The organism is Streptomyces diversicolor (assembly GCF_057537855.1).
The window spans coordinates 131551-158548 of the sequence record NZ_BAAJXA010000007.1; the positions used below are offsets into that span (position 1 = coordinate 131551).

At 71.5% G+C, this 26998-nt stretch carries 25 protein-coding genes; 9 read left to right on the top strand and 16 right to left on the bottom strand.

Going from position 1 to position 26998, the window contains the following annotated elements:
* Window positions 1–143 precede the first annotated feature (143 nt).
* The 5 genes from AC27LF_RS10440 (at window position 144) to AC27LF_RS10460 (ending at window position 3748) form a co-directional block, all read left to right on the top strand.
* Window positions 144–1670: a YHS domain-containing protein gene (locus AC27LF_RS10440; RefSeq protein ID WP_479662704.1), complete on the top strand. Its 1527-nt coding sequence runs from the start codon at window positions 144–146 to the stop codon at window positions 1668–1670.
* Between the two features lie 85 nt (window positions 1671–1755).
* On the top strand, window positions 1756–1992 hold the full coding sequence (locus AC27LF_RS10445) for a toluene-4-monooxygenase system B family protein (protein WP_479662795.1): 237 nt from the start codon (window positions 1756–1758) through the stop codon (window positions 1990–1992).
* Window positions 1989–2339, top strand: a complete 351-nt coding sequence (locus AC27LF_RS10450; protein WP_479662705.1) for a Rieske 2Fe-2S domain-containing protein — start codon at window positions 1989–1991, stop codon at window positions 2337–2339. The genes AC27LF_RS10445 and AC27LF_RS10450 overlap by 4 nt, the downstream gene beginning before the upstream one ends.
* A gap of 4 nt (window positions 2340–2343) precedes the next feature.
* On the top strand, window positions 2344–2730 hold the full coding sequence (locus AC27LF_RS10455; RefSeq protein WP_479662706.1) for an MmoB/DmpM family protein: 387 nt from the start codon (window positions 2344–2346) through the stop codon (window positions 2728–2730).
* Entirely contained in the window at window positions 2717–3748 is a 1032-nt protein-coding gene (locus AC27LF_RS10460) for a ferritin family protein (RefSeq protein ID WP_479662707.1), read from the top strand. Before AC27LF_RS10455 ends, AC27LF_RS10460 begins: the two co-directional genes overlap by 14 nt.
* Window positions 3749–3810: 62 nt before the next feature.
* On the opposite strand, the gene AC27LF_RS10465 is transcribed toward AC27LF_RS10460, so the two are convergent.
* From AC27LF_RS10465 to AC27LF_RS10480, 4 genes are read right to left on the bottom strand one after another with little or no spacing between them, the layout of a single operon-like run.
* A complete protein-coding gene (locus AC27LF_RS10465; RefSeq protein ID WP_479662796.1) occupies window positions 3811–5262 on the bottom strand; it encodes a sensor histidine kinase in 1452 nt (483 codons plus the stop codon).
* A 56-nt stretch (window positions 5263–5318) separates the two neighbouring features.
* Window positions 5319–6023, bottom strand: a complete 705-nt coding sequence (locus AC27LF_RS10470) for a response regulator transcription factor (RefSeq protein WP_479662708.1) — start codon at window positions 6021–6023, stop codon at window positions 5319–5321.
* Between the two features lie 49 nt (window positions 6024–6072).
* Window positions 6073–6975: an ABC transporter permease gene (locus AC27LF_RS10475; protein ID WP_479662709.1), complete on the bottom strand. Its 903-nt coding sequence runs from the start codon at window positions 6973–6975 to the stop codon at window positions 6073–6075.
* Window positions 6972–7886 (bottom strand): ABC transporter ATP-binding protein, encoded by a 915-nt coding sequence (locus tag AC27LF_RS10480; RefSeq protein WP_479662710.1) that lies wholly within the window; start codon window positions 7884–7886, stop codon window positions 6972–6974. The genes AC27LF_RS10475 and AC27LF_RS10480 overlap by 4 nt, the downstream gene beginning before the upstream one ends.
* 357 nt (window positions 7887–8243) lie before the next feature.
* On the opposite strand from AC27LF_RS10480, the gene AC27LF_RS10485 reads away from it, so the two are divergent.
* Window positions 8244–8876, top strand: coding sequence for a TetR/AcrR family transcriptional regulator (locus tag AC27LF_RS10485; protein ID WP_479662711.1), 633 nt, complete (start codon window positions 8244–8246; stop codon window positions 8874–8876).
* Window positions 8877–8935: 59 nt separating this feature from the next.
* A complete protein-coding gene (locus tag AC27LF_RS10490; protein WP_479662712.1) occupies window positions 8936–9841 on the top strand; it encodes an aminoglycoside phosphotransferase family protein in 906 nt (301 codons plus the stop codon).
* A 33-nt stretch (window positions 9842–9874) separates the two neighbouring features.
* Here the strand turns inward: AC27LF_RS10490 and AC27LF_RS10495 are convergent, their stop codons facing one another.
* The 7 genes from AC27LF_RS10495 to AC27LF_RS10525 all read right to left on the bottom strand — a co-directional run bounded on the left by AC27LF_RS10495 (window position 9875) and on the right by AC27LF_RS10525 (window position 19446).
* Window positions 9875–10834, bottom strand: coding sequence for a hydroxymethylglutaryl-CoA lyase (locus AC27LF_RS10495; protein ID WP_479662713.1), 960 nt, complete (start codon window positions 10832–10834; stop codon window positions 9875–9877).
* A 97-nt stretch (window positions 10835–10931) separates the two neighbouring features.
* Window positions 10932–11729 (bottom strand): enoyl-CoA hydratase/isomerase family protein, encoded by a 798-nt coding sequence (locus tag AC27LF_RS10500; protein ID WP_479662714.1) that lies wholly within the window; start codon window positions 11727–11729, stop codon window positions 10932–10934.
* A 1-nt stretch (window position 11730) separates the two neighbouring features.
* Window positions 11731–12993 (bottom strand): CaiB/BaiF CoA transferase family protein, encoded by a 1263-nt coding sequence (locus tag AC27LF_RS10505; protein WP_479662715.1) that lies wholly within the window; start codon window positions 12991–12993, stop codon window positions 11731–11733.
* 34 nt (window positions 12994–13027) lie between these two features.
* Window positions 13028–15184: a hydantoinase B/oxoprolinase family protein gene (locus AC27LF_RS10510; RefSeq protein ID WP_479662716.1), complete on the bottom strand. Its 2157-nt coding sequence runs from the start codon at window positions 15182–15184 to the stop codon at window positions 13028–13030.
* Window positions 15185–15224: 40 nt separating this feature from the next.
* Window positions 15225–17282 (bottom strand): hydantoinase/oxoprolinase family protein, encoded by a 2058-nt coding sequence (locus AC27LF_RS10515; protein WP_479662717.1) that lies wholly within the window; start codon window positions 17280–17282, stop codon window positions 15225–15227.
* 50 nt (window positions 17283–17332) lie between these two features.
* The gene (locus AC27LF_RS10520) at window positions 17333–18607 is read right to left on the bottom strand and encodes a hydroxymethylglutaryl-CoA reductase, degradative (RefSeq protein WP_479662718.1); all 1275 of its coding nucleotides are present in this window, start codon (window positions 18605–18607) and stop codon (window positions 17333–17335) included.
* Window positions 18608–18930: 323 nt separating this feature from the next.
* Window positions 18931–19446, bottom strand: a complete 516-nt coding sequence (locus AC27LF_RS10525) for an ATP-binding protein (RefSeq protein WP_479662719.1) — start codon at window positions 19444–19446, stop codon at window positions 18931–18933.
* A 222-nt stretch (window positions 19447–19668) separates the two neighbouring features.
* On the opposite strand from AC27LF_RS10525, the gene AC27LF_RS10530 reads away from it, so the two are divergent.
* A complete protein-coding gene (locus AC27LF_RS10530) occupies window positions 19669–21648 on the top strand; it encodes a helix-turn-helix domain-containing protein (RefSeq protein ID WP_479662720.1) in 1980 nt (659 codons plus the stop codon).
* A 30-nt stretch (window positions 21649–21678) separates the two neighbouring features.
* Here the strand turns inward: AC27LF_RS10530 and AC27LF_RS10535 are convergent, their stop codons facing one another.
* Together AC27LF_RS10535 and AC27LF_RS10540 are read right to left on the bottom strand one after the other, a co-directional pair.
* Window positions 21679–22089, bottom strand: a complete 411-nt coding sequence (locus tag AC27LF_RS10535; RefSeq protein ID WP_479662721.1) for a (R)-mandelonitrile lyase — start codon at window positions 22087–22089, stop codon at window positions 21679–21681.
* A gap of 24 nt (window positions 22090–22113) precedes the next feature.
* Complete coding sequence (locus AC27LF_RS10540) at window positions 22114–23130, bottom strand: zinc-dependent alcohol dehydrogenase family protein (RefSeq protein ID WP_479662722.1); 1017 nt, start codon at window positions 23128–23130, stop codon at window positions 22114–22116.
* A gap of 308 nt (window positions 23131–23438) precedes the next feature.
* Between AC27LF_RS10540 and AC27LF_RS10545 the strand changes: the two genes are divergently transcribed.
* Complete coding sequence (locus tag AC27LF_RS10545; protein ID WP_479662723.1) at window positions 23439–24326, top strand: helix-turn-helix transcriptional regulator; 888 nt, start codon at window positions 23439–23441, stop codon at window positions 24324–24326.
* Window positions 24327–24438: 112 nt separating this feature from the next.
* Here the strand turns inward: AC27LF_RS10545 and AC27LF_RS10550 are convergent, their stop codons facing one another.
* The 3 genes from AC27LF_RS10550 to AC27LF_RS10560 form a co-directional block, all read right to left on the bottom strand.
* Window positions 24439–25056, bottom strand: a complete 618-nt coding sequence (locus AC27LF_RS10550; RefSeq protein WP_479662724.1) for a TOPRIM nucleotidyl transferase/hydrolase domain-containing protein — start codon at window positions 25054–25056, stop codon at window positions 24439–24441.
* Window positions 25057–25265: 209 nt separating this feature from the next.
* Window positions 25266–26486 (bottom strand): MAB_1171c family putative transporter, encoded by a 1221-nt coding sequence (locus AC27LF_RS10555; RefSeq protein WP_479662725.1) that lies wholly within the window; start codon window positions 26484–26486, stop codon window positions 25266–25268.
* Window positions 26483–26998 carry a ParH-like protein gene (locus tag AC27LF_RS10560; protein WP_479662726.1) on the bottom strand — a complete coding sequence of 172 codons (516 nt, stop codon included), beginning with the start codon at window positions 26996–26998 and terminating at the stop codon, window positions 26483–26485. Before AC27LF_RS10560 ends, AC27LF_RS10555 begins: the two co-directional genes overlap by 4 nt.

Sequence of the window (26998 nt, forward strand, 5' to 3'; positions counted from 1 at the left end):
AAGTGCACTAAGTCGCCGAGTTCGCCCCCGCCACGCCCTCTTGAGCGGCTGTGCACCGTTCGCCCCGGACGGTCTACTGCGTTGTCACAGCGCATTTCGCCAACACCGGGTGTTGGGCTCACCGAGCCATGGGAGGAGAGAACATGCCTCGTCTTGCCCGATCGGACTGGTACGACCTGACGCGGGACATGAACTGGACGCTGTCGTACGTCGAGGAAGCAGAGGCGTTCCCCGACACGATGTGCGCCAAGTTCGGCATCCCCGCCGAGAACTGGTGGTCCTGGGACGAGCCCTACAAGATCAGTTATCGCGAGTACGTGCACAACCAGACGGCCAAGGAGGCGTCCGTCTACGCGGTGAACTCCGTGGTCAGCCGTACGACGACCTACGAACAGCTCGATCCCGGCTGGAAGTCGGCCGCGCTGATCCACTTCAGCGCCGCGCCGTTCACGGAGTACATGGCGGGGTTCGGCGAGCTGCGGATGGCCCGGTTCGGGCGCGCGGCGGCGTGGCGCAACCAGGCGGTGTACGGCGTCCTGGACGAGATCCGCCATGCGCAGATCCACCTCTACTTCTCGTACCAGCTGTTGGCCAAGGAACCCCGGATCGACTGGGCGAACAGGGAGCAGCACACCAACAACTGGGGAGCGATCGCGAATCGTTCCGAGATCGAGGACCTGGCCGTCGCCGCCGATGCCGTCTCGATCGGGGTGCAGCTGCCGTTCTCCTTGGAGACCGGCTTCACCAACCTGCACTTCATGAGTCTGGCCGCTGACGCGCTCAGCGTGGGAGACATCGACTTCGCGTCGCTGGTCGCCTCGGTCCAGACCGACGAGGCGCGTCACGCCCAGCAGGGCGGGGCGACCATCGCGGTGCTGACGGCCAACGGCCGCAAGGACGTGGCCCAGCGCCTTGTCGACATCTCGTTCTGGCGGGGGTGGCGGCTGTTCTCGCTGCTCACCGGCGTCTCGACGGACTACTACTCGCCGCTGGAACACCGTGCGCGCTCGTTCAAGGAGTTCATGAACGAGTGGATCGTCAAGCAGTTCCTTGACCAGATCCGCGAGGTCGGACTGGAGAAACCCTGGTACTGGGACGATCACTTCCTGCCGGAGCTGGAGTGGATCCACCACGCCTACCACCTGGGCCTGTGGTACCTGCGGCCCACCCTGTGGTGGGACCCGGACGCGGGCATGTCCACCGCCGAACGAGACTGGCTTGAGCAGAAGTACCCCGGCTGGAACGAGACCTTCGGCAAGCCGTGGGACATGATCACGCGGAACGTCCGGGAAGGCGCCCTCGAACGCACGGTGTCGCAGACGCTGCCGGTGATGTGCAACCTCTGCGACCTGGCGGTCCTCACCCCGCTCGGCCACCTTGCCGGACACCTGGAGTCGCCGGCTCCGCTGACGGTCGAGCGCGACGGCCGCACCTACAGTTTCTGCTCCGCACCCTGCAAGTGGATCTTCGAGCAGGACCCGGAGCGCTACGCCGGGCACCTCTCGCTCTCCGACCGGTTCGCCGCCGGCCAGATCCAGCCCGCGACCCTGGAGGGTGTACTGGCCTACATGGGCATCAGCCCTGCCGAGAGCGGAAAGGACGCCACCGGCTACGCCTGGGCCGAGCCCGACCGGACGCCGGCGCCCGCGGCTGTCCCGCTGCGCGCCTGAGCGCTCTGCCGCAAGCCCCTGAAGTTCCTTGCCATCCCTTGCGTTCCCCTGGACGCACGAGCAGAGCGGAGAGACCGTGGCAGTGATGTTCGTCCGTGCGGCATTCGACGGTGACGTGATGGTCCGGCTGATCCCGGTCGACGACGCCGACTCCCTGGCGGCCGTGGCCCAGGCCGTGGCCCAGCAGGCGGTCGGGGCCACGGTCGCCCCCCGGGACCGGCCCATCGGCGTCTGGCACAACGAGAACCTGCTGGACCAGCTCGGCACGGTCCGGGCAGCGGGCATAGCCCCGATGGACGTCCTGCGGGTGGCCTACGTATGAGCGATGACGTCCGCTGGGTGACGGTGCTGGCCGACGAGGAGTTGCTGGAGGGCGACCTCCTGGACGTGGAGATCGACGGCCGGGCAGTACTGCTGCTGCGTCTGATCGGCGGTGCCGTCAAGGCGTTCCAGGCCAGGTGTCCGCATCAGGGATCCCTGCTGGCCGACGGCGACTGGGACACGGAGAGCAACGTCCTCACCTGCCCCAGCCACCTGTGGGAATTCGATGTGCGAGACGGCCGGGGGGTCAATCCCCAGAACTGCCGACTCCGTGAATACCCCGTCCGTCTGAACGGGGACCTGCTGGACATCGCCGTCCCGGCCGGGACGGGAACGACGAGTCACTGACGCCGTGGCCGCGGCCGCCGGCGCGACCGTGGACGAGCAGACGAACCAAGGGGTCGAAGTGCTGGACGAAGAGCCGCAACCCGCGGCCAAGATGGTCGGGCCGATCATCCGGGGTACGGATTCCGAACTCACCGATGCCATCATCGCCGCCATCGAAACGGACAACCACGACAAGAACGTCCAAGTGATCGACAGGGGCGGCTACATAAGGATCCAGGCCGCATGGGAATGCCGGCTCACCCGGGCCAGTCTCGAAGACGAACTGGGCGCCGCCTTTCCGCTGTCGCAGATCGAATCCGTCCTGACCGCGTTCGCCGGCCGGATGAGGACCACCGACGACGAACTGACCTGGTATCTGGAGAGGCAGGAGACCGGCAGTGCACATCCGTAAGCGCCCGAAGCCGAAAGCCTGGAGCACGCTCGGTGACGTCAAGAGGAAACCGAGTGAGTACGAGGTGGTGAACGCCCGATTCCTGCACAGCTTCCGGCGCGATCCCGCCCCGTTCGAGATCTCTCCCGCCGCACCGGTGAACCAGTGGTACCTGAAGTACCGCGAAGGGTCGCCCTTCCAGGTCGAGGACTGGGAATCCTTCCATGACCCGCACCGCCTGACCTACCGGAAGTACGTCCTCCAGCAGCACGGCCGTGAGACCTACGTCGACGCGCTCGTCGACGACCACGAATCCGCGGCCTCGGTGGACAGCCTCGACCCGGAGTGGGTCCGCACCCTGCGGCATCTCGCGGTGCCCATGCGGTTCCCGCTGCATGTGCTCCAGATGACCAGCATGTATGTGTCGCAGATGGCGCCCTCCGCCTTCCTCGTCAACTGCGCCGCCTTCCAGGCAGGCGACGAGATGCGCCGCATCCAGTGGCTCGCCTACTGGACGAAGTCCCTGTCACTGGCCCACGGCAACGAGCTGGCCGCCACCGCGACCGCCCGGGACACATGGGAGAGTGACCCCGCCTGGCAGCCACTGCGACGAGCGCTGGAACAGCTCCTCACCGTCCGGGACTGGGGCGAGGCGTTCACCGCTTTGAACCTCGCCGTCAAGCCCGCCCTCGACACGATCCTCAACGGCAGCATGGCCTTGCTGGCCCAGCAGAACGGTGATGCCCTGCTCGCCGCCCTGCTCAAGGAGTTCGGGCAGGACAGCCGCCGCAGCCGGGACTGGAGCACGGCCCTGGCCCGCTACGCCAGCGAGCGGCGGCCAAAGTTGCGGCAGACCCTGAGGTCCTGGACGTCCGTCTGGCAACGCACCGCGACCGATGCGGTGACCGCACTGGGCGATGTCTTCGCCACGGCACCGCTTCCCCTGTCGGCCGAGGACGTCGCCGACCACGTGTCCGCACAGCTCGACGCCGTCACGCAGGACTGCGGACTGGGCACGGAGGTCGGTTCGCCGGCGTGACCCGGACACGGCCCACCGCGTGCCCCGGTGGGCCGGCCCGGGAGTGGGTCCGGGACATGTGGTCAGTCCCGGGTGCCGGGGCGGTCGGGGTGCACAGGGAGCAGGATGCGGAACGTGGCGCCCTGCCCGGGGGTGGTGCGGACCTCCACATGACCGTGGTGGGCAGTCACCAGGGAATGGACGATGGCGAGGCCGAGTCCTGCCCCTCCTCCGTGCGTCCGGCCGCGGGCGGTGTCCGCCCGGTAGAAGCGGTCGAACGCCTGGGCCGCCTGATCGGGTGTCATGCCGGGCCCCAGGTCGCTCAGTTCCAGGACCGCCTGCCCGTCCCGCGTGCCGACGCCGATGCGTACCGGTGTGCCGGGCGGGGTGTGGGCGATGGCGTTGCCGACCAGGTTGGAGGTCACCTGGCGCAGGCGTGCCTCGTCGCCGAGTACGGGGGCACCGCCGGGCGGGCCGCCGCCGGGGCCGGTCAGGGTCACGGGGCGCCGGGGGTCGAGGGCGCGCAGGTCGTGCAGGGCGTCGGCGGCCAGGGTGCGCAGGTCCATGGGGGTCAGGCGCACGGGCAGATGTGCACCGCCGTCGGCGGCGTCCTCGTCGAGGCGTGCGAGCAGCAGCAGGTCCTCGACCAGGCGGACGAGGCGGGCCGCCTCCTGGTCGATGCGGTGCATCGCGGTGTCGACGTCGGTGCGCTCGGACATGCCGCCCATGCGGTACAGCTCGGTGAAGCCTTTGATGCCGAACAGCGGGGTGCGCAGTTCGTGGCTGGCGTCCGCGAGGAACGTGCGCATGCGCTCGGTGGTGGCGGCGCGCGCGGCGTCGCCTGCTTCGATCCGGTCCAGCATGCCGTTGAGCGCGGTGGACAGGCGGCCCAGTTCGGTACGGGTGGACGCCGGTTGCGGGACACGGCTGGACAGGTCGCCGCCCGCGATGGCCGCGGCGGTCGTCTCGATACGGCGCAGGGGACGCAGCCCGGCGCGCACGGCGAACCAGCCGATGCCCCCGAGCAGGGCGAGCACCACGACGTCGACCATCAGCATCGCGGTGCCGAGGTGCCGGATCGTCGAGCCGACCTGGTCGAGGGAGCCGGCCACGACGACGCTGCCGCCCGGTGCGTGGCCGGTGGCGGCGAGGGGTGCGGCGATCGCACGCCAGTCACCGCCGCCGTCCCCGGCCGTGGCCCGGAACGGACGGCCGCCGTGGGCGGCGACGGCCGACGCGGTGAGGACCGGCAGCCGCGGGGCGCTGCCGGTGGCCGGGCGCAGGGTCTGCCGGACGCGGCCGTCGGCGTCAAGGTAGGCGACGTAGGCGTCGCCGGTCAGCTCCCGGTCCACGGCGTCGCGCACCTGCGAAGGCGCCGTGCCGGCCGGCGCCTTCGACAGGTCGGGCAGGCGCGCCGCCACCGTGGCGGCGGTGGCCAGCCGGTTGTCCAGCTGGTGTACCAGCTGACGCTGGAGCAGCGTGACGAGCAGGGCGTTGCTGGCGAGCAGCGCGGCGACGAGCAGTGTGAGGCACATGGCCAGCAGACGCCCGCGCAGCGACAGCCCGCTGAGCGGGCCGCGGGTGGGTGTGGTCACGGGCGGGGCCTGCGCAGTACATAGCCGGTGCCGCGCACCGTGTGGATCAGCTTGGGCTCACCGGTGTCGATCTTGCGGCGCAGATAGCTGATGTAGGAGGCGACGATGGAGTCGTCGCCGCCGAAGTCGTAGTGCCAGACACGTTCGAGGAGCTGGGCCCTCGTCAGGACGTGGCCGGCGTTCTCCATCAGCGCGCGCAGCAGGCTGAATTCGGTCGGGGACAGGTGCACCGGCGCTCCGCTCCGGGTCACCTGGTGGCTGTCGGGGTCCAGCTCCAGCTCCCCCACGACCAGGCGGCCGTCCTGCCGGGGCCCGCTGGTGCGGCGCAGCACCGCCTGGATGCGCAGGATGAGTTCTTCGAGGTTGAACGGCTTGGTGACGTAGTCGTCCCCGCCGGCCCGCAGTCCGCTGATGCGGTCCTCGGTCGCGTCGCGTGCGGTGAGGAACAGGATCGGCGGGTGCCCGGGTCCCCGGCCGGCACGCCGTTCGCGCACCCGGCGGGCGACCTCGAAGCCGTCGGTGTCGGGCAGCATCACGTCCAGGACGATCAGGTCGGGGCGCCGGTCCCGGACCGCGTCCAGCGCCTGGGCGCCGGTCTCGGCCGGGACCACCTCGAATCCGGCCAGCCGCAGACTCGCCGACAGCAGCTCGCGCAGGGTGGGTTCGTCCTCCACCAGCAGCAGTCGTTGTGCCGTCGTCATGCCCTCTGCCCCCGACCGTCGATCGTCCGCTTCCCGGTGTCCGTGACCGTTACGCGTCGCGCCTGTGGAAGACGACGAACGCCGTCGCCATCACAGCGGCCACACAGCCCGCCATCACGCCCAGACCCGCCCAGGGACCCAGCAGCGCGGGATCGTGGTAGCCGGTGATGATCTGTCCGCCGGCGATCGGCGGCCAGTACGTCGTCACCCAGTCACCGACCGCGCCGGGCAGGGCCGGTGCGAACGCCTGGACGATCAGCATCACCCCGAACAGCGTCGTCACCGTGGCCGTCGTACTGCGGATCACGGTGCCCAGGGCCAGTCCGAAGAGCCCGGCGAGCGCCAGATACAGGCCACCGCCGAAGACGCCGCGCAGGGCCATGCCGTCGCCGAGCGAGAGGTGCGGGGCGCCCGCCCCGGCCAGCGCGCCCTGCCCGACCAGAAACCCGGCCAGCGACACCACGGTGCCGACCGGCAGCACCACCGCCACCAGGACCACGGCCTTGGACGCCAGCACCCGGACCCGGTGCGGGACGGACGTCAGCGTGCTGACGATGGTGCGCGCGCCGTACTCGCAGGAGATGACCAGGCCGCCCAGCAGTCCGAGGGCGATCTGCGCGAGCAGATAGCCGCGCAGACTGGTGGCCAGGGGGTCGAACGTGGCCCGGTCGGCAGGTGTCATGCTCGCGTAGTCGGTGCCCGCGGACGAGCCGTTCAACGCGGCGAGACCCATGCAGAACGCCAGGGTGCCGAGGACCACGTACAGCGTCGACCGCATCGTACGGATCTTGATCCATTCGGCGTGCAGGCAGTGCACGAAGGTCGCCCTGGCCTCCCGCGCACCGCTCGACGAGGCCGGCAGGCGGCGGCCGGGACGCCTCATCTTCGACGCCTTCGACGCCTTCGGCTTGTTCGCTGTCTTCGGTCGAAGCGGTGTGGGGATGCGGCTCATCGGCTCGTCTCCTTCTCGGCCTGGTACTCCACCGCATCGCGGGTGAGCTCCATGAACGCCTGCTCCAGCGAGACCTGGCGCGGCGACAGCTCGTGCAGTTCGACACCGCCGGCCGCCGCCAGGGCCCCGATCTCGGCGGCTTCCAGACCGGTCACCACCAGGGTGTCGCCGCCCTCCGTGCGCACGTCCACGGCCGTTGCCAGCATCCGGCGCAACGCCTCGGCCTGCGGGGTGCGCACCAGAACCTCCCGCTCGGAGTGCGCCTCGATGAAGTCCTTCATCGTCGTGTCGGCGATCAGCCTGCCGCGGCCGACGACGATGAGATGGTCGGCGGTCAGCTCCATCTCGCTCATCAGATGGCTGGACATCAGCACGGCGCGTCCCTCGGCGGCCGTCTTCCGCATGAGCGTGCGGATCCATACGATGCCCTCCGGATCCAGCCCGTTGAGGGGTTCGTCGAAGACCAGCACCGGTGGATCGCCCAGCAGCGCGGCGGCGATGCCGAGCCGCTGGCGCATACCGAGGGAGAACGTTCCCGCCCTGCGTCGGCCCACCTTCTCCAGGCCCACCTCGGCCAGCGCCTCGTTCACCCGGCCGCGTGGGATCCCGTTGCCGGCCGCGAGCGCCAGCAGATGGTGGTACGCGGTACGGCTGGGCAGCACCGCGCCGGGGTCCAGCAGCGCCCCGACCGCCCTCAAGGGTGCGGGCTGCTCGGCATACGGCCGCCCGCCCACCGTCGCGGTGCCCGAGTCGGCGGCGTCCAGGCCCAGGATCATGCGCAGCGTCGTCGACTTGCCGGCGCCGTTGGGCCCCAGGAAGCCGGTCACCTCACCGGGACGGACCGCGAAGGTCAGATCGTCCACGGCGAGGACGTCACCGTAGCGCTTGGTCAGGCCACGAACTTCGATCATCGAACTCTCCAGAACCGATGGCGGAACCGTGCGCGCGACTGCCGCGAGCACCGCTTCACCTTCGACCGCGGACGTGGGCCGCCTGTGCACGAACATGAGCGCCGCATGGGAACGGCAAGGCCCTGACGTGCGAAGACCGGCGCCGACCCGGCCCGTACGGCCGGTGTCTCACAGGAAACTCACACGACGCGACGCCGATGCGGATCCGCCGGGCTCCCGGACCTCCCATGTCGCTGCCTCCCTGCTGCGGGCCGCCGTAGTTCTGTCGAAGGCCGAAGGGCCTGTCGGGCCTGTCGGGCCTGTCCCAAAAACTACACCAGTCAGTGTGGTTTTGGGGTCCGCCGCTATGCTGAGCCCATGTCAAGGGGTGTTGCCGCAGTTCAGACCCCCGGGCGCCGGCGGCGGTCCGAGGGCAAGAGAGCCACGATCCTGGACGCGGCCGAGGCGCTGTTTCTCGCCGAGGGCTACGAGCGGGCGAGCGTCGACGCCATCGCGGCCCGGGCCCAGGTCTCGAAGCGGACCGTCTACGACCACTTCGGGGAGAAGGCGGAGGTCTTCCTGCGCGTGGTCGAGCGCGTCAACGACGCGTTGGTGCGTTCCGTTCGCGCGGCGATCGACGAGGAGCTGACACCGGGCCGTGACCTGCGCGCCGCCTTGACGGCGTTCGGGCAGCGGGTGGTCACCCAGACCTTTCCGTCATCCGACTACATCACCTTCCGGCGGCTGACCGCGCAGCGGCCTGCTCCGCGGCTGGCCGAGGCCGTGCGCGACCGGCCCGAGCGGATGCTGGAGGAGCGCTTCGCCGTGCTGGCCGCGGACGGCGAGATCCGGGCCCCCGACCCCGTCCTGGCGGCGCGGCACTTCACCGCGCTGACGATCGGCCTGGCCCTCGACGCGCTGGACGACCGGCGCGACGCCGAGACGGACGAGCCGGAGACACTGACGATCATCACCGACGGGGTCGACGCCTTCCTGCGCGCCTACCGTTGAGGATCCGCACGCGTCGAAAAGCGGTTGCCGTGTCAGATCGTGACGCGGATGCTTCCACCGTGACGATGCATGCCAACCAGCTGACGGTGTCGGCCGACACCGTGCGGACGCTGGTGGATCAGCAGTTTCCTCAGTGGCGGAGCCTGCCGGTCAGGGGCATCACCGCGCAGGGCACGGCCAACGCCGTCTTCAGGATCGGCGATCGGCTGGCGGCACGGTTCCCCCTTGAGTCCGCGGACCTGGAGCCGACGCGGCGCCGGCTGGAGTCCGAGGCGCGAGCGGCGCGCGAACTGGCGGGCCGGACGCGTTTCCCGACGCCCGAGCCGGTGGCGCTGGGCGAACCCGGCGCGGGCTACCCGCTGGTGTGGTCGGTGCAGACCTGGCTGCCCGGGAGCGTGGCCGCCGACGAGGATCCGGGCGAATCGGCCGGGTTCGCCCGCGACCTGGCCGATCTCATCGGCGCCCTCCGCACGCTCGACACACGTGGCCGCACGTTCACCGGCCCGGGCCGTGGAGGCGAGCTGCGCTCCCATGACGCGTGGATGGAGACATGTTTCGAGCACAGTGGACGCCTCCTGGACGTTCCACGGCTTCGCCGCGTCTGGGCCGCGCTGCGTGATCTGCCACGGGGTACGGCCGAGGACGTCATGTGTCACGGCGATCTGATTCCCGGCAACATGCTCGTGTCCGCCGGCCGGCTCGCGGGGATTCTCGACGTCGGCGGTTTCGGGCCCGCCGACCCTTCGTTGGACCTCGTGAGCGCGTGGCATGTGCTGGAGGCCGGGCCGCGGCGGGTGCTCCGCGATCAGCTGGGCTGCGACGACCTCGAATGGGAGCGGGGCACGGCGTGGGCCTTCCTTCAGGCGATGGGGCTGGTCTGGTACTACGCCGAGAGCAACCCGGCCATGAGCCGGATGGGGCGACGGTCCCTGGAACGCATTCTGGCGGACCGGTCGCCCGCCTGACCCGCTCGCCCTGGACCCGCCCTGTACGGGCTGTCAGGCGAGGGCGGTGACGACACGGGACGGGCTCGGGCGGCCGAGGTGTCCGGCCATCCACCGGCTGGTGGCCACCAGCGCGTCCAGGTCGACCCCGGTGTGGATGCCGAGTCCGCGCAGCATCCACACCAGGTCCTCGGTGGCGAGGTTGCCGGTGGCGCTGCGGGCGTAGGGGCAGCCTCCGATGCCGCCGGCGGAGCTGTCGAACTCGGTGATGCCCGCCGTCAGCGCGGCGTGCACATTGGCGAGGGCCTGGCCGTAGGTGTCGTGGAAGTGAAGGGCGGTCCGCTCCAGCGGGATGCCCGCGCCCCGTGCGGTGTCGAGGAGTTCCAGGACGTGGCCGGGCGTTGCGGTGCCGATGGTGTCGCCCAGGGACAGGGACGTGCAGCCCATGTCGAGGAGCCCGCGGGCGACCGCGGTGGCCTTGCGGGGCTCCACGTCCCCTTCCCAGGGGTCGCCGAAGCACATCGACACATAGCCGCGTACCGGCAGGCCCGCGGAACGGGCCCGGCGCACGACGGGTTCGAACATCGTCAGCACCCCCGCGACGTCCCGGGCCAGGTTGTTCCTCGCGAAGGACTCGGTCGCGCTGGCGAAGACGGCGATCTCCCGGGCGCCTGCGGCCAGCGCCCGGTCCAGTCCCCGGTCGTTGGGCACGAGCACCGGCAGCCGGAGGTCCTCGCCGGGTCCCAGGGCGGTGAGTACGTCGTGCGCGTCGTCGAGTTGGGGTATCCACCGGGGCGAGACGAAGCTGGTGGCCTCGATGGTGGTCAGTCCCGCGTCGGCGAGCCGCCGGACGAACTCGGTCTTGACGTCCGTGGGGACGCGGACGGCTTCGGCCTGCAGGCCGTCGCGGGGGCCGACCTCGTAGAGGCGGACCCGTTCGGGCAGGCCCTGCTGCGGGGATGTGCGGGGCAATGCGCCGGTGGACGAAGGGGTGTGCGTGTTCTCGGATGTCATGGCGTCCCTGTGAGGCGGTGGGAAGGGCGAGGCGCGCGGCCACCGGGGAACGCCGCGGGCGCCTCGCAGCGGCGCGCGGCGTTCCCGGGTGGCCGCGTCATGCGGGGGGTTTCTTGACGTTCCGGCGGGAGGGGAAGTCGGGCGGGCGGCGCTCGGCGAACGCGGCCAGTCCTTCGTGGGCGTCCGCGGCGGTGAACGCCCGCTGCCCGTACAGCGCCTCGGAGTGGAATGCCTGGTCCTGCGGGAGGTCCGCGAGGCGCAGCACCGACTCCTTGATCGTCTCCAGGGCGGTGCCGCTGCGGGCGGCGAGCCGGTGCGCCCGGTCCATCGCCGCCTCCAGCAGCCGGTCGGCGGACACCACCGCGTTGAGCAGGCCGTAGCGCAGGGCGGTGCCTGCGGTGATCCGGTCGCCGAGCAGCATCAGCTCCATCGCCCAGACGTAGGGGATCTGGCGGGTCAGCCGCGTCAGGGTGCCGCCGGCCGGGACGACTCCGACGCCGCTCTCGGGGAGCCCGAACTCGGCCGTGTCGGCGGCGATCCGCAGGTCCGTGGAGAGCATGATCTCGAACCCGCCCCCGAGACAGAGCCCGTTGACCGCCGCGATGACCGGTTTGAACAAGGTGGTGTGTTTCTGGTGAGCCCTGTCCCACCGGGAGATGTCGAACCGTCCCTCGGCGAGCGCCGGGATCGATTCGGTGAGGTCGGCGCCGACGCAGAAGGCACGGTGTCCCGTGCCCGTGAGGACCGCGACGCCGACCGACTCGTCGTCGCGGACCTCGTCGAAGGCCGCACCCAGCTCCTCGTACATCGCCAGGGTCAGCGAGTTCAGCTTCTCCGGCCGGTCGAACCGGATGAGCGCGACCGGTCCGTCACGGTCGAGGGTGATGCCGCTCATCTCAGACCACCCCCGTCTCGTGCAGGGCTCGGATGTGTTCCTCGGACAGGTCCGCGAAGGCGCGCAGCAACTGGTCGGTGTGCTCGCCGACCTGGGGCGCCAGTCCCCGGGGCCGGGCCGGGGTGACATCGAGTTTGACCGGCGAGCCGACCATGCGCAGCGGGCCGAAGCCGGGGTACTCGACGTCGACGACCATGTCCCGGGCCTGGATCTGAGGATCGGCGATGACCTCACCGATGTCCTTGATCGCGCTGAGCGGCACGAGGTCGCCGGCCCGTTCTTCCAGTTCGAGCTTCGTACGATCGGCGAACCACCTGTGCAGCAGCGGCCGTACCCGGCGCTCGTAGACCTCCGGTGTGAACCGCTTGGCCATCGTGTCGATCTCCGGGTCGGCGGCCAGCTCGGGTTCGCCGAACATCTCGCAGGTCAGCCGCCAGAACTTGTCGGTGTAGCCGCCGAAGAAGACGAAGCCGTCCTTGCACGGGTAGAGCTCATAGGGTTTGACGAACGGATGCTCGTTGCCGAGGGGTGCCGGTACCTTGCCCTCGACGGTGTGCGAGACGACCGCGTTCTCGGTCAGGCTGAACACCGAGTCCTGCTGGGAGATGTCCACCAGCTGCCCCTCGCCGGTGCGTTCGGCATGCCGCAGCGCGGCCAGCGTGCCGATCACGGCGTAGAGCGTGGCCGACAGGTCGCCGATGATGGTGCCGACCCGGACCGGCGGGCGGTCGGGGAAGCCGTTCATCGACCACAGACCGCCGGTGGCCTGCGCGCTGTTGTCGTAGGCTGGCTTGCGCCGGTACGGGCCGGTCTGGCCGTAGCCGGAGATCGCGGTGTAGACCAGCCGCGGATTGACCTTGCGCAGCTCGCGGTAGCCGACGCCCAGTCTGTCCATGGTCCCGCCGCGGAAGTTCTCGACCAGGACGTCCGCGCGCCCGGCGAGCGTGCGCAGCAGGTCCTTGCCCTCGGTCCTGGACAGGTCCAGGGTCATGCCGAGCTTGTTCCGGTTGTACTGGGCGAAGAACCCGCTGAACGCCTCGCCCTCGGGCGATGTCAGCAGCGGGGGGAACGCGCGCGCATAGTCCGGGTCCTTCGGGTTCTCGATCTTGATGACCGTCGCTCCGAGGTCCGCGAGCATCATCGAGCAGAACGGCCCGGCGACCACCCGTGTGATGTCGAGGACCACGACGCCGCGCAGCGCCCCGTGTGCGGGGCCGCCCGGCAGGACGGCACCGAGATCGAACGCGCCGTTGAACTCCGTCACGCGACAACCTCCTTCTTCGAGTACTGCGGGCACATCAGCCGGCCGTCGCGGCTTCGACCCGGATGCGTGCGTCGAGCAGGGTGCCGCAGCGCGGGCTGTAGAACTCGTCGAGGAGGACACGCTGCCCGCCCTGACGGGGGCGTACGCGCACGCCGTACTCGCCGAGTCGTTCGGCGGCCACGCGGGTGGTGACGACGGCGTCCTGCCGCCAGTCGTCCTTGGTGCTGACGAGGGCGCCGCTGGCCGGGCAGTACCAGCCGTCCGCGGCGCGGCGGGGCGCGGACGCGCCGGCGGGGGCGTCGGCGGCGACCGCCGCGGCCGGCGCGCCGCCGATCCGGGCGGCGCGCATCGCCTCGCGGGCGCGTGCCGTCGCGGCGGCGTCCACGGCGCCGTCGGCGAGCACCACCCCGTAGACGGCGGATGCCGTGCGGTCGGTGAGGTATCCGTCCCGGACGTCCTCGGCGACGAGCCCCGCATCACGCAGCAGGGGGTCTCCGTACCCGCCGCCCCCGGCGATCCACTGCACGAAGACGTCGCCGGCCGCCACCCGCACCGAGGACTGGTTGACGGCCAGCAGGTCCCGCTCGTCGCAGGCGAGGGTGTCGTCGGTGGGCACCGTGCCCGCGGCGAGCAGGGCGGCGACGTTGGACCGGCGCAGGACCTCGTGCCCGCTGCCGCCACCGGGAAGCCCGCCGCCGTATCCGTCGGCGACCACCTGGGCGCTCGGGGCGAACACGGTCTGCAGGACACCGGGCGCGCCGTGCAGCGTCCAGGCGAACTCCAGTCCCAGGCCGCCGCGGTGGGCCCCGTGCCCGGCGCTGGCGGTGTTGAGCCGCTTCCACAGGTAGAGGACGGGATACAGCATCTCGTTCATCTCGACGTCCGGGAGCATGTTGTTGACCTGTGTCATCATCCCGGCGCAGTCCAGGCCGTCGTGGTCCGGCTGGGCTCCGGCCCCCATTCCTCCGCCGTCCATGTTGAACAGCACGAAGTACTCGCCGTCGTCCGAGGTGCCGGCCGAGATGCCGCCGGTCCACGAGTCGGCCCACACGCCCTGGGTGCGGCCGCGGACAATCTCGTCGGCGCTGCCCCGGCAGGCGTCGTTCATCAGCTTGGTGACCAGCCGGCTGACGCGGGCGCCGGTCGTCAGGTGTCCGTTGCTGATCGGGGCCGGGGGCGTGGGGTTGACGAGGGAGCCCGGCTCGGCGACGACCTCGAAGGCGGTCATCACGCCCTCGTTGAACGGCACGTCCCAGGCGAGGATGGGCACGACCGCGGTGGCGACGCTCCCGACGAGCGCCCCGTAGCTGCAGTTGACGAAGCCGTCGGTCTGCTCGCTGGATCCGGTGAAGTCGAACGTGATCTGCTCGCCCCGCTTGGTCATGGTGCAGGCGACCCGGTACAGCTCGTCCTCGTGGCCGTTGTGCTCGGTCCACTCCTCGGCCGCGTACGTTCCGTCGGGGATCTTCGCGACACGGTCACGGACCACCTGCTCGGCCAGTTCGAAGCTGAGCCGGGTGTATGCGCGGAAGTCGTCGAGCCCGAATTCCTCGATCGTGGCGAGGAGGCGCTGGATCCCGGTGTTGTTGCTGGCGACCAGGCTGCGTACGTCGTTCCAGAACAGCGTCGGCACCCGGACGTTGTTGAGCAGGACGCGTCGCACCCAGGCGACGGGCTCGCCCTTTTCGAAGATCTTCACTCCCGGTGGGAGCCGAAGGGCCTCGCTGTAGCAGTCGTAGGCACCGGGGGCGAAGCCGCCCGGCGTCATGCCGCCGACGTCGACGAGGTGGGCCTGGGACTGCGCCCAGCCGATCAGTTCGTCACCGTGGAAGATCGGCGAGATCACATTGGTGTCCGGCGGGTGGCTCGCGCCGGCGGTGTGCGGGTCGTTGCAGATGAAGGCGTCGCCGGGCGCAAGCGGCTCGCCCTCGATCTCCCTGACCAGATTCTGCACGGCGACGCTGCCGGAGCCGATGTGGAACTGGACGTAGTCGGAGTATGCGTAGATGCGGCCCGTCGGGTCGAACAACGCGGTGTTGAAGTCACCGGCCTCGGTGATCACCGGTGAGCCGGACGAGCGGATCATCGCGATGCCCATCTCCTCCACGATGGAGTCCAGGCGCATACGGATGACTTCGAGGGTGACGGGGTCGAACCCGGCGGGAAACCGGCCGGTGGCTGGTGCGGTCATGTGGGTCTCCTGGATGCGGCCGTGGCGTGCGGACGGGCGTTCAGAGGGTCGGCTCAAGTCGGATGAGGAAGTGACCTGCGTCGGTCAGTTCCACCGTGGCGCCGGTGGGCACGTACACGGTGGTGTCGGGCTCCTCCAGCAGGCACGGTCCCTTCGCCCGCGCCAACGCGGCGAAGCCCCGGTGCACCTCCACCTCGGTCCGTGTCCCGGTCGCCGGTTCGAGGATGGCGCGGCGCAGCAGTGCGTGGCTCTCATCGGCGTCCGCGACCTGCCGTACCTGCTGGACGTCGCTGCGGCCGATCGCCCGCACCCGGGAGTTGACCAGCAGGATGTCGGTCTCGGTCCAGGCCGTACCGGCCCCGAACTCGCTCTCGTAGTCGGCGACGAACCGCGCGCGCAGTTCGTCCTTGTCCGCCTCGGTGAAGGTTCCGCCCTCAAGGCGCGTGGTGACCTCGAAGATCTGGCCGACGAACTTCATGTCGGCCTCCCGGTACAGCTCCCGCCGGTCCTCGGGGATGCCCTCGGTCTCGAACCAGGCCCGCGCGCGCCGCTCCAGGGCCTGGAACTCGCGGTCCAGGTCGGCGGCCGGCTGCTGCATCGTCCAGGGGCTGGTCCGCACGGCGGAGAAGACGGAATCGGCGTGCATGAGCCCGTAGGCGGAGAACACCGCGGCGTTGCGGGGGATGACGAGTTCGCTCACGCCGATCTCGGCGGCGATGCTCGCGGCGAACAGCCCGCAGGCACCGCCGAAGCCGACGAGGGTGAACTCCCGCGGGTCATGGCCGCGGTTGACGGTGATCTTGCGCAGTGCGTTCGCCATCTGGGAGGTGGCGAGGCGGTACACGCCCTCGGCCGCGGCGTCCTCGGTCAGTCCGAGGGGTTCGGCGACGTGTTCGCGCAGCGCCTCGCGGGCCAGGTCCTCGTACAGTTCGACGGTCCCGCCGAGGTAGTAGCCGGGGTTGATCAGGCCGAGCACGAGCGCGGCGTCGGTGACGGCCGGGCGGCTCCCGCCCTTGCCGTAGCAGGCGGGGCCGGGGGTGGAGCCGGTGCTGTGCGGGCCGACCCGGAGCAGGCCACGGCCGTCCACCCAGGCGGCGCTGCCGCCGCCGGCGCCGATCGTCTCGATGTCGACGACGGTCAGGCTCGTCGGCAGTCCGCCGATCTCGGCCCGCGGCAGCAGCCGGAACTCGTCGTCCATGATGGCGGCGGCGTCCAGGCTGGTGCCCCCCATGTCGGCGGTCAGCACCCGGCGCCTGCCCAGTTGCCGCCCGAGCAGGCGGGCGCCGGTGACGCCGCCGACCGGCCCGGAGTTGAACATGGAGATCGGCGCCTTGCTCGTCTCCTCGACCGACAGGAACCCGCCGTGGACCTGCATGATCTGCACGCGGGCCCGCAGGCCCCGGGCGCGCAGCTCCTCGGCGAGGTGGTCGAAGTGCGAGGCGACGAGTGGTTTGACCGCGGCGTCGAGGGCCGTGGTGACCATGCGCTCGTACTCGCGGTAGACCGGTGTCAGGCTGCTGGAGAGGGTGAAGGGGACGTCCGGGTGGTGCTCTTGCAGGTACCGGCCGATGGCCTGCTCGTGGGCGGGGTTGCGGAACGACCACAGCAGACACACGGCGATGGCCTGCGCGCCCGTGGCGAGCGCGGCGTCCACCGCCGCGGCGACGGCTTCCGTCCGCAGCGGCACGAGGACGTCGCCGTGCGCGTCGACGCGTTCGGGGACCTCGATGACGCGGCCGCGCTCCACGATGCCGGGCGGTGGCAGCATCCTGTGCGGGTCGCGCTCGTCGGTACGCGCCGACCGGGCGATCCGCATGGTGTCGCGGAACCCCTGCGTCGTCACAAGGGCCACGGTGGCGTACTTCTGCTCGTCGACCGCGTTGGTGACGATCGTGTTGCCGAGCACGAAGCGGTCGACGGCCCGGTAGAACTCCTCCTCGGACAGGCCGGCGCGTTCTTGCAGCACGGCCAGCGCACCCAGGATGCCGGTGGTGACGTCCTTCGTGGAGAACGCCTTCCCGCGCACCGTGCGGTCGTCGAGGACCGCGACCGCGTCGGTGAAGGTGCCACCGACGTCGATACCAACGTGTAGTGCCATGTCTCAGTGTCTCCCTTGGCTCATGAACGTGCGGGCGGCGGTGCGGGACGTCAGCCGTTGCCGCGCAGCTCGGCGAGGACTTCCTCGGCGTGGTCGGCGCGTACGGCCCGGTCGGTGATCAGCCGGGCGACCACGAGCGGCAGTTCCTCGGGGGTGGCGCCGGCGGTGACGGCGATGTTGCGGGCGTGCAGCGACATGTGGCCGCGCTGGATGCCCTCGGTGGCCAGGGCGCGGACCGCGGCGAGGTTCTGGGCCAGCCCGACGGCGGTGATGACTTCGCCCAGCTCGCGGGCCGTGGTGACGCCGAGCAGGGCCACGGCGGCCCGTGCGACCGGGTGCACCTTGGTGGCCCCGCCGACCAGGCCGACCGCCATCGGCAGTTCCAGAGCCCCGACCAGATTGCCGTCCAAGTCCTTCTCGAAGTGCGACAGGGACGTGTATCTGCCGTACCGGCCGATCGCGTGCGAGTGGGCACCGGCCTCGACGGCGCGGGTGTCGTTGCCGGTGGCCAGCACGACCGCGACGACGCCGTTCATGATCCCCTTGTTGTGGGTGGCGGCCCGGTACGGGTCGGCCTCGGCCAGGGCGGCGGCGTGCACGATGTCGTCGACCACCTTCGGCCCGCCGAGCGCGTCGGCGTCGAACACGGCACGGGCCCGGCACAGCCGCAGGTCGGCCTTGTTGCTGAGGATCCGCAGCAGCGTGCGTCCCTGGGCGATCTCCCCCACCCGCCCGGCGATCGCCTCGGCCATGGTGTTGACGGCGTTGGCGCCCATCGCGTCGCGTACGTCCACGATCAGGTGCAGCACCACATAGGTGTCCGCGGGCGCGTCGACCAGGTGCACGTCCACGTCCCGGACGCCGCCGCCGAACCGCAGCAGCTGAGGGTCCTGTGCGTCGGCCAGCGCGATCAGCTCGTCGCGTGCTTCGAGCAGCCGCAGCCGGGCGGTGTGCGGATCGGCGACGTCCAGGATCTGGATCTGCGCCCGCATGAGCGGTTGGGTGGTCGAGGTGGTGAATCCGCCGGCGACGCGGGCGATACGGGCGGCGTTGCCGGCCGCGGCGATCACGGAGGGCTCCTCGGTGGCCATGGGGATCAGATAGTCGCGGCCGTTGACGGTGAAATTGGTGGCCACGCCCAGTGGGACGCCGAGGACACCGATGGCGTTCTCGACCATGTGGTCGGCCTGCTCCAGGGTGAGGCCGTGCTCGGGGTCGAGTACCTTCAGGCTCTCCGGGTCGGCCGCGGCGCTTCGCGCGATGCGGGCGCGGCGCTCGCTGATCGACAGGTCCTTCATGCCGGAAAGCCTGCTGTTGACTGCCATGGGTCCTCCTGATTTCGGTGATGGGCCGCACGGGAGACAGGCCCGGCGGAGCGGGCGAGCGGCGGAGCGGGCGAGCGGCGGCGGGGCGCCCGGGGCCTGCGGCCGGGAGACCGCCCGGTGCCGCGGCGATGGCTCATCGGGCAGCCGGGCAGAAGCGTGCCGCTGCGCCGAGAGACCACCGGTGCCCGGCCCGGGGCCGGCGGTGACGGTGCTTTTGGGGGTGGTGAGGGCGGCCCGCGTATCTCCGTCCGGAGCGGGGACGTGTCGTGGCGCCGGAGTGCCGCACGGGCGCGGGATCGTCGGGGTGTCCCTGGGTGATCCGGTCAGGTCGTTTCACCCCCCGGTCGGCACGACCGGCGACCGGGCAGGTCCCAGGGACGTCCTCGCGCAGCGGGAAGCGGAATCCGCAGCTCGGCGCGGACCGCGGTGCCCCACGGGCTCCGCTGCACCCGGCAGGTCGTGGAGAAGGCGTGGACCAGCCGCAGTCCCCGCCCGTCCACCTGGTCGGGCAGCCCGGCGCCACGGCAGCGTTCCCGCCATGTGCCGATGTCCTTGACCTCGACGGCCGCCGTGGCGTCGGCGACCGTCACCAGCAGGCTCACCTCGGAGCTTCCGCTGTGCAGCACGCTGTTGGTGACCAGTTCCGTGGCGATCACACGCAGTGCGTCGACGGTCTCCGCGGGTGCCCCCCACTGTGTCGCCATGTCGCGGGTGAAGGCCCGCATGGCGGGGACCGCCCGGGTCTCCACGGCCATGGCGCACACGGCGGAGCGCTGCCGGGGCACGGCGCCGAGGTACCGGCGGCGGTGGGCGGGCTGGAGCGGCTGTTCATCCATCATGATCAAGTCCTGCGGTGAAAGGTCCGTCGGAACGCCGGGAGTTCGCGCCGCGGCTTGCCGGGGTGCGAACCGGGCACTGGGGTACGGCCTGTGACCAGCGGATGTCCAGGGGATGACGTCGCTGTCACACCTCAGACTCTAGGGACGCCGTGTGACCGCGACCATGTACCGTGAGCACACAGGGCAGAGTTCTCAGTGGATGGTTCACACAGGGTGGTGGGTGTGGGAGTACCCCGGGACACCGAGCCGGCACCGCAGGTCGCCGTCTCGGTTGCCGCTGTCCTGGCTCTGCTCGATCTCGCCGCGAAGGGCCGCCCGGACGAGCCCGACGCCGTGCCGGACCTGCTGCTCGCCGAACATCTCGACACCGCCACGGCCGCCCAGGTGGGCCGCCGGGTCCGTGAGCTCCAGGGCGCGATGGCCCGGTCGCACCGGCGCGGACGGGAGCTGGCCGCCCTGTTCTCCAGCGCACGGGAACTCGCCGAACTGCACGACGTGGATCTGCTGATCACCCGGCTGGTGCGGCGCGCCCACGACCTGGCCGGTACCGATGTCACCTATCTGTCCGAGTTCGACGAGACCACCCGCGAGCTGAGGGTCCGCTCCACCGCCGGGGCGGTGGCCCCGTCCTTCCAGAAACTGCGGGTGCCGCCCCACATCGGTCTGGCCAGCAAGGTCGTCGAGTCCCGTGCGCCGCAGTGGACCTCACGCTACGAACAGCTGCGCGACGTGCCCCATGCCGACAGCATCGACAGCGCCGTCCGCGCCGAGGGCCTTGTCTCCCTGCTGGGCGTCCCGTTGATCGCCGGCGGCCGGGTCCTCGGCGTGCTGTTCGCCGCCAATCGCACCGAGCACGCCTTTTCCCCGGAGGAGGTCTCGCTGCTGTCGGCCTTCGCCGACAACGTGGCCGTCGTGCTGCAATCGGCTCGTCTGCTCACCCAGGCCCGGGACGCGGCCGCCGAGACACAGCGCGCATACGACGCGCTCGCCGACCACGTCGAGGCGATGGAACGCGCCAGCCGGGTGCACGAGGAGCTGACCGCCGCGGTGCTGCGCGGAGGCGGCGCCGCGGATGTCGCGCGGACTCTGGGGGCGGCGCTGGAGAGGCCGGTGGTCATCCTCGACGAGACCTACGCGGTGCTCGCCGCCTCCGACGACCGGAGCACGGCCTCGGCGATCGACCCGCCCGCCGTCCGGTCGGCGATCACGGACAGCCTGCGCTCCGGACGCTGCACCGCGCTGAACCCGCCGACCGGCGGGTTCCATGCCGCGGTCGCCGTACTCGCCGGGGACATGATGCTCGGCGGTCTCCTCATCGGTGACGGCCCGGTGGAACTCGGCGCGGTGGAGCAGCGGACCATCGAGCGCGCCGCGCAGATCACCGCGCTCCTCACCCTGAAACAGGATGCGGTGCTCTACGCCGAGGACCATGTGCGCGGTGAACTTCTCGGCGACCTGGTCAGTCCCGACGTCCGGCGCCACGCGAGCCTGCCCGCCCGGCTGCGCGCCCGCCGGCTGCGCCCGGACGACCTGCGCACCGTCGTCATCACCGTGGTGGCGCCGGAACAGCGCCGTGCGGCGCTGCGGGCCGCACAGGCGGTGGCCGCGCCGTCCGGCCTGGCGGGCGAAGTGGACGGCGTCGTCACGCTCGTCGTGGCGGAGAGCGACCCGCAGCGTGCGGCCACCGCCGTCCGCGACCGGGTGTGCGCCGGTACGGGGGTCGGCGAGGTGCTGACCGTGGCCGCGCCCCGCGCGGAGAGCCTGGACGAGCTCAGTGCCCGTTTCTCCACGGCTCGGGACTGCAGCCGGGTGCTGACCGCCCTCGGTGTCGAGTCGGCGGCGGTGGCGGCCGACGCCTATCTGCCGTACACGACCCTGTTCGCCCACGACCCCAGCAGCGTACGGGAGTTCATCGCCCGCACCATCGGCCCCGTGCGGCGCTGGGACGCCGAGCGGGGGACCGATCTGCTCGCCACTTTGCACAGCTTCGTGGACTGCAACGCGAGCCCCGCCCGCACCGCGCGGCTGATGGGCGTGCACAGCAACACCGTGCTGCAGCGGCTCGACCGGGTCACCCAACTGCTCGGCAGCACCTGGCGGGAGCCGGAGACGTTCTTCCGTGTCTCGGTGGCAGTGCGCCTGCACACCCTCTCGGAAGCTCTCCTGGGCGCCTCACACCCACTCCGCCGGCGACCTGGGTGACACGGGGTACGGCGGGGTGTGGGTCCGGTGTCAGTCGATGGGCGGGGCGGCGGCGTACTCCTCGTCGGTGACGGGGGTCAGCCAGTGCACGACGTCGTGGTCGGCGTCGGACTCGTTGACTGCCAGGTGGACCATCAGCCGGTTCGGCGCCGCGCCGTGCCAGTGCTCCTCGTCGGCCTCGAACAGGACGCGGTCGCCGGGCCGGATGACCTCGACGGGTCCGCCCCGGCGCTGGCACAGACCGACCCCTTCGGTGACGAACACGGTCTGGCTGAGCGGGTGGCGGTGCCAGTGGGTGCGCGCGCCCGGCATGAAGTGCACCAGATGGGCGCTGACCCGGGACGGCGGGGGTGCGGCGGCGACGGCGTCGATGTAGACGTCACCGGTGAACCAGTCGAGGGGTCCCTTGACGGTGTTGATCGAGCTTCGGGTGATCTGCACGGTCGTTCCTTGTCCGGCGGGTGTTCAGGGCTTGAGGAGGGTCTTGATGGCGCGGCGCTCGTCCATGGCCCGGTAGCCCTCGGCGACCTGCTCCAGGGGCAGGGTGAGGTCGAAGACCTTGCCCGGGTCGATCCGGCCGGTCAGCACGCGGTCGATCAGGTCGGGCAGGTAGCGGCGTACGGGAGCCGGGCCGCCGCGCAGGCCGACGTGGGAGAAGAACAGTTCCTGGCCGTCGATCGCCACCTCGTGGGGCACGCCGACGAAGCCGACGTTGCCACCGGGCCGCGCCGCCCGCAGGGCCTGCCGCATGGCCTGGGCGGTGCCGACACACTCCAGCACAGCGTCGGCACCGATCCCGTCGGTGAGGTCCTTGATCCGGGCAACGCCCTCCTCGCCGCGCTCGGTGACGATGTCGGTGGCGCCGAACTCCCGGGCGAGCCGCCCGCGGCTCTCGTGGCGGCTCATCGCGATGATCCGCTGCGCTCCCCGCTCCTTGGCCGCGATCACCGCGCACAGCCCGACCGCTCCGTCGCCGACCACCACGGCGGTGGAGCCGGGCTCGACCTCGGCGGCGTCGGCTGCGTACCAGCCCGTGCCCATCACGTCGGAGACGGCCAGCAGACCGGGCCAGAACTCCTCGGCCGGCACCTCGTCGGTGGCGACCAGGGTGCCCTGGGCGTTCGGGATGCGCACATACTCGGCCTGGCAGGTGCTCATGAACTCGCGGTTCAGACAGCTGGACTGGAAGCCGTTGCGACAGTTGCCGCAGGTGTTGTCCGATGTGGCGAAGGAGCCGACGACGAACTGGCCCGGCCTGACCGCGGTGACCTCGGCCCCGACCTCCTCGACGAAGCCGACGTACTCATGGCCCATCGGGTGCGCCGCTTCGGTCGCGTCCAGGCCGCGCCAGGGCCACAGGTCGGAGCCGCACACACAGGTGACGGCCGTGCGGATCACGGCATCGGTCGGCTTGAGGATCTTGGGGTCGTCGAGTGTCTCGAAGCGCACATCGCCGGGGGCGTGGATCACTGCTCCGCGCATGGGGGAGGTCCTTACGTGTTCGATGGTGGCCTGGGGCGGTCGGTGGGACCGCCGCGGCCAGGTGCGGGGGTACGGGCCGGCCGCGGCGCGGCAGTGGTCCCGTTCCGGGTACGGGTCGCGGTCCGGGTGAGGGGTGCCGTCGTCGGCGACGCACGGCCCGGTCGGGCGCCCTCCGCGCGGAGCGGCCGCGCCGCTCGGCGAGCACCCGTTCTCCAGGTAACCGGCTTTCGCGGCGGTCAGCGAGTTACCGGTGAGGGGTGTACCGCCAGTACATCGCTCCCGCGTCCCGCACACCGTACGGTCGGGGTATGGACAACCGTGCGGAGGTCCGCGAGTTCCTGACCTCGCGGCGAGCGAAGATCACCCCGGAGCGGGCCGGGCTGCCCGCCGGGTCCCGGCGCCGCGTCCCGGGGCTGCGCAGGAGCGAGGTCGCCGCGCTGGCCGACATGAGCGTGGAGTACTACGCGAAGCTGGAGCGTGGCAGCCTCGCCGGTGTCTCACCGGCCGTCCTCGAAGCCGTCGCCCGCGCTCTTCAGCTGGACGACGCCGAACGCGCCCACCTGCTGCACCTGGCCCAGGCCGCCGACGGTTCCGACGCCCTCACCCGCCCACGGCGCCGGGCCGACCGGCCGTGGACCCCGCACCGCAGCCTGCAGTGGACCCTGGACGCGATCACGGCGGGGCCCGCGGTCGTGTGCAACGGCCGGATGGACATCCTCGCCGCCAACCCGCTCGCCCGCGCCTTCTACACCGACCTCTTCGCCTGCTCCGACAACCAGGGCAACCTGGCCCGCTTCAACTTCCTCGACCCGGCCTCCCGCCGGTTCTACCCCGACTGGGAGCTGTTCGGGGACATGGCGGTGGCCATCTTGCGCCGCGAGGCCGGCCGCGACCCCTACGACAAGGACCTGCACGATCTCGTCGGGGAGCTGTCCACCCGCAGCAAGGACTTCCGGGCCCGCTGGGGTGCCCACAACGTCCGCCGCCACGGGACCGGCACCAAGCGGTTCTGCCATCCGGCGGTCGGCGGCCTCACCCTCGCCTACGAGTCCCTGGACCTGGCCGCCGAACCCGGACTCACCATGACCGTCTACACCGCCGAGCCCGGCTCACCCAGCGACGAGGGACTGCGCCTGCTCGCCTCCCTGGCCGCCACGGAGGAGACCGGACCGGCCGCGCAGCACTCCCCCGGCTGAAGCCGGCCCTGTGCCAGGGCGGGCTGCTGCGGCCCGCCGTGGACGGCGGCGGTGTCGGTCAGCGTGTCGGTCGGATGTCGACCGTTCTCGTGCCTGCCGGGATCGCCAGCGGTCAGAGGGCGGCGAGCAGGCCGTCGAGGGGAGCCGGGACGAGGTCGGGCACAAGAGCCTCGACGAGGACACGGCCGTAGTGGATCTTGCGCCCCTTCTTCGTTCCGAGGAAGCGCCTGAACTGCTGCTGCGGGGCGCGGCCCTGCTGTGCGGGCTGGCGCAGGAAGGTCCGCAGGGCACGCAGGTCGCCCTCCGCCCGGACCAGTTCCGCCACGCGTGGCACGCCCAGCGCGCGGATGAGTTCGTCCTCCAGGTCCGCCGCGCAGACGAAGAAGCCGTGCTGTGCGGCACCGGCCCGTTCGAAGCCGCGGGCGTAGTAGGGGCGCTCCGCCTCGTCGCACAGCCCCGTGAGGCGCAGGCCGAGGCCGGCAGGACCGAGCAGGGGGGCGTAGCGCCCGACGCTCATCGCGCCGCCGATCGGCAGGACGCAGACCCCTTCGGCCGCCAGGTCCCGGCCGCGGCTCGCCGCCAGCGCGTCGACCGCCGCGACGTCGCTCGGCCCTTCGAGCAGGACGGTCGCCCGGACGGTCAGCCGCGCGGCCAGCTCGTGCGCGCGCTCGCCCGGACCGCCCGCCGCCCACGCGGTGACCGCGTCCCGGAACGCCCCCATGTCCGCCATGGGACGAGTCTGTGCCCGTTGCGGCGACGGCGCGAGGGAATTTCCGCCGGTACGTCGATCGCAGGTGACCGGTCGGCGTCCGTCGACGCCGGGCTGCGACGGACCGTCCGGTGCGGGAGCACCAAGCGCTCCGCCGGATGTGCCACGCCGTGCCGTCGGTCGTCTGCGGCACCGGCGGGCCCATCGGCGGGACCGCTCCGCGGGACGGTTCAGCCCGTTGTGACCTGGGACCTGATGCGGTCGCGGACGTCGTCGACGATCCTGGAGCGGGTGAAGGCGCGGGTGACGCGGATAAGCCAGGCCGCCTCGTCCTCGACGGTCGCCAGGGCCACCGTGGGGGTCAGGCTCCCCTGATCCGCCGTGCCGGTCGGCGGCGTACCGGCCCGCTTGCCCTCCAACGCCGCGGCGATGATCGCGGCCTCGAACACGGCCTGCCGGTCGGGGCCCGCGAGCGCCGAACCGCTCAGCGCCCGCGTGACCCAGTCGACCGCCTCGGGCCGCTGGTAGGGGCGCAGTGCCAGATTGCCGTCCCGGATCTCGATGACCCTGCGGTACAGCGCGAAGTCGGCCCGGCGCAGACCGGGACGCCGGCCGGCGGCGTCCGGGTCCAGCGCGATCTCCGGCAGCTCGGCATAGAGCGCCGACCACAAAGGAGCGAGCCTTTGGTGGGTGCGGCGGGCGCGCAGCCACCGGAGCGGGGCGGCGATCCGCTCGCCCCAGAGGGTGGCGGTGGCGCCCGCGGCGGCGAAGACCGCGGTGACCATCCCGAGCGTCGTGGACATCAGGTCCTCGTCCAGGTCCTGCCGCGCGCGGGTGACGTTCTCCGCGACGTCGTCCAGGGCCCACAGCGCCCACACCGTGGCGATGACCGTGGCCAGCGTGGCCAGTGCGAGGCCGGTACGCAGCGAGCCCGGCGGAGTGCGCCGGGACTGCCGGATCAGAGCGCGTCCGAGGACGTACAGACACCAGCAGAGGTAGGCCGTGAACAGCACGTTGTACGCGGCGAGGGCCCAGCCGCGGCCGGGCGCGGCCACGGCCGTCGCGCCGGACTCGGTGACGCCCGCGCCGAGGAACAGGCCGAACGCGGTGAGTTGCACGAGGACGGCGGCGTGGATCCGGCGCCGCCGGTGTACCGGCACCGGTCGGGGCCTCTGTGGATCGAGGGCCTGCGCCACCAGGGAGAGAAACGCGGCGGCGGCGGCCTTGAGCTGATTGGCGACCAGGAGCTCGCCGTCGGGAGAGGGGATGAGGCGGTCCAGAACGCCCAGCACCGCCGGGGCGTTGAGCAGCATCGCCGTGCCCGCGCACAGCGCGAATCCGGCCACGTCACGCTGGGCGGGATCCGTTCTCCCGTGGCGGCTGATCGCGAGTCGGTGGACCGCGAACACCAGGAAGACCAGGGCGGCGAGACAGGCGGTCAGGTCCGTCACATGCGCCGCCGGCGGGACGGCCGGTCCCCGTCCCGGTGCTCCGGGGAGCCGAACAGGGAGCGGAGCCGGGCCTCTTCCGGACCGGCCGGCGAGGGCAGGGCCGTACCCGTGCGCACGCGCTGTGCGGCACGGTTCAGGATGAGCGATGCGACAAGCTCGGCTTCTTCCTCCTGCGGCTCGGTGTAGACGGTGCGCCCGAGGACGCGCTGGACCAGCGAGGCGGGCAGATGGGGCAGCAGGACCTGCGCGGCGGATGCCGCCGTGGGTGAGGTCTCGCTGTGACCGCACAGGAGGTGCGCGACCTCGTGCAGTTGTATGTGCTGCTGGTGCAGGGGCGTGGTGTCCGCGGGGTAGAGAATGCGGTCGGCACGGTCGGTCGTGACGAGCAGCCCGCACGGAAGGTGCGGTCGGGCCGCGACCGGTACCAGCTCGATCGGCCGGCCGCGGGTGCGTGCCAGCATGCCGATGAACTCGGCCGTGTCGAACGGGGTCGGCAGGTCGAGACCGTCCAC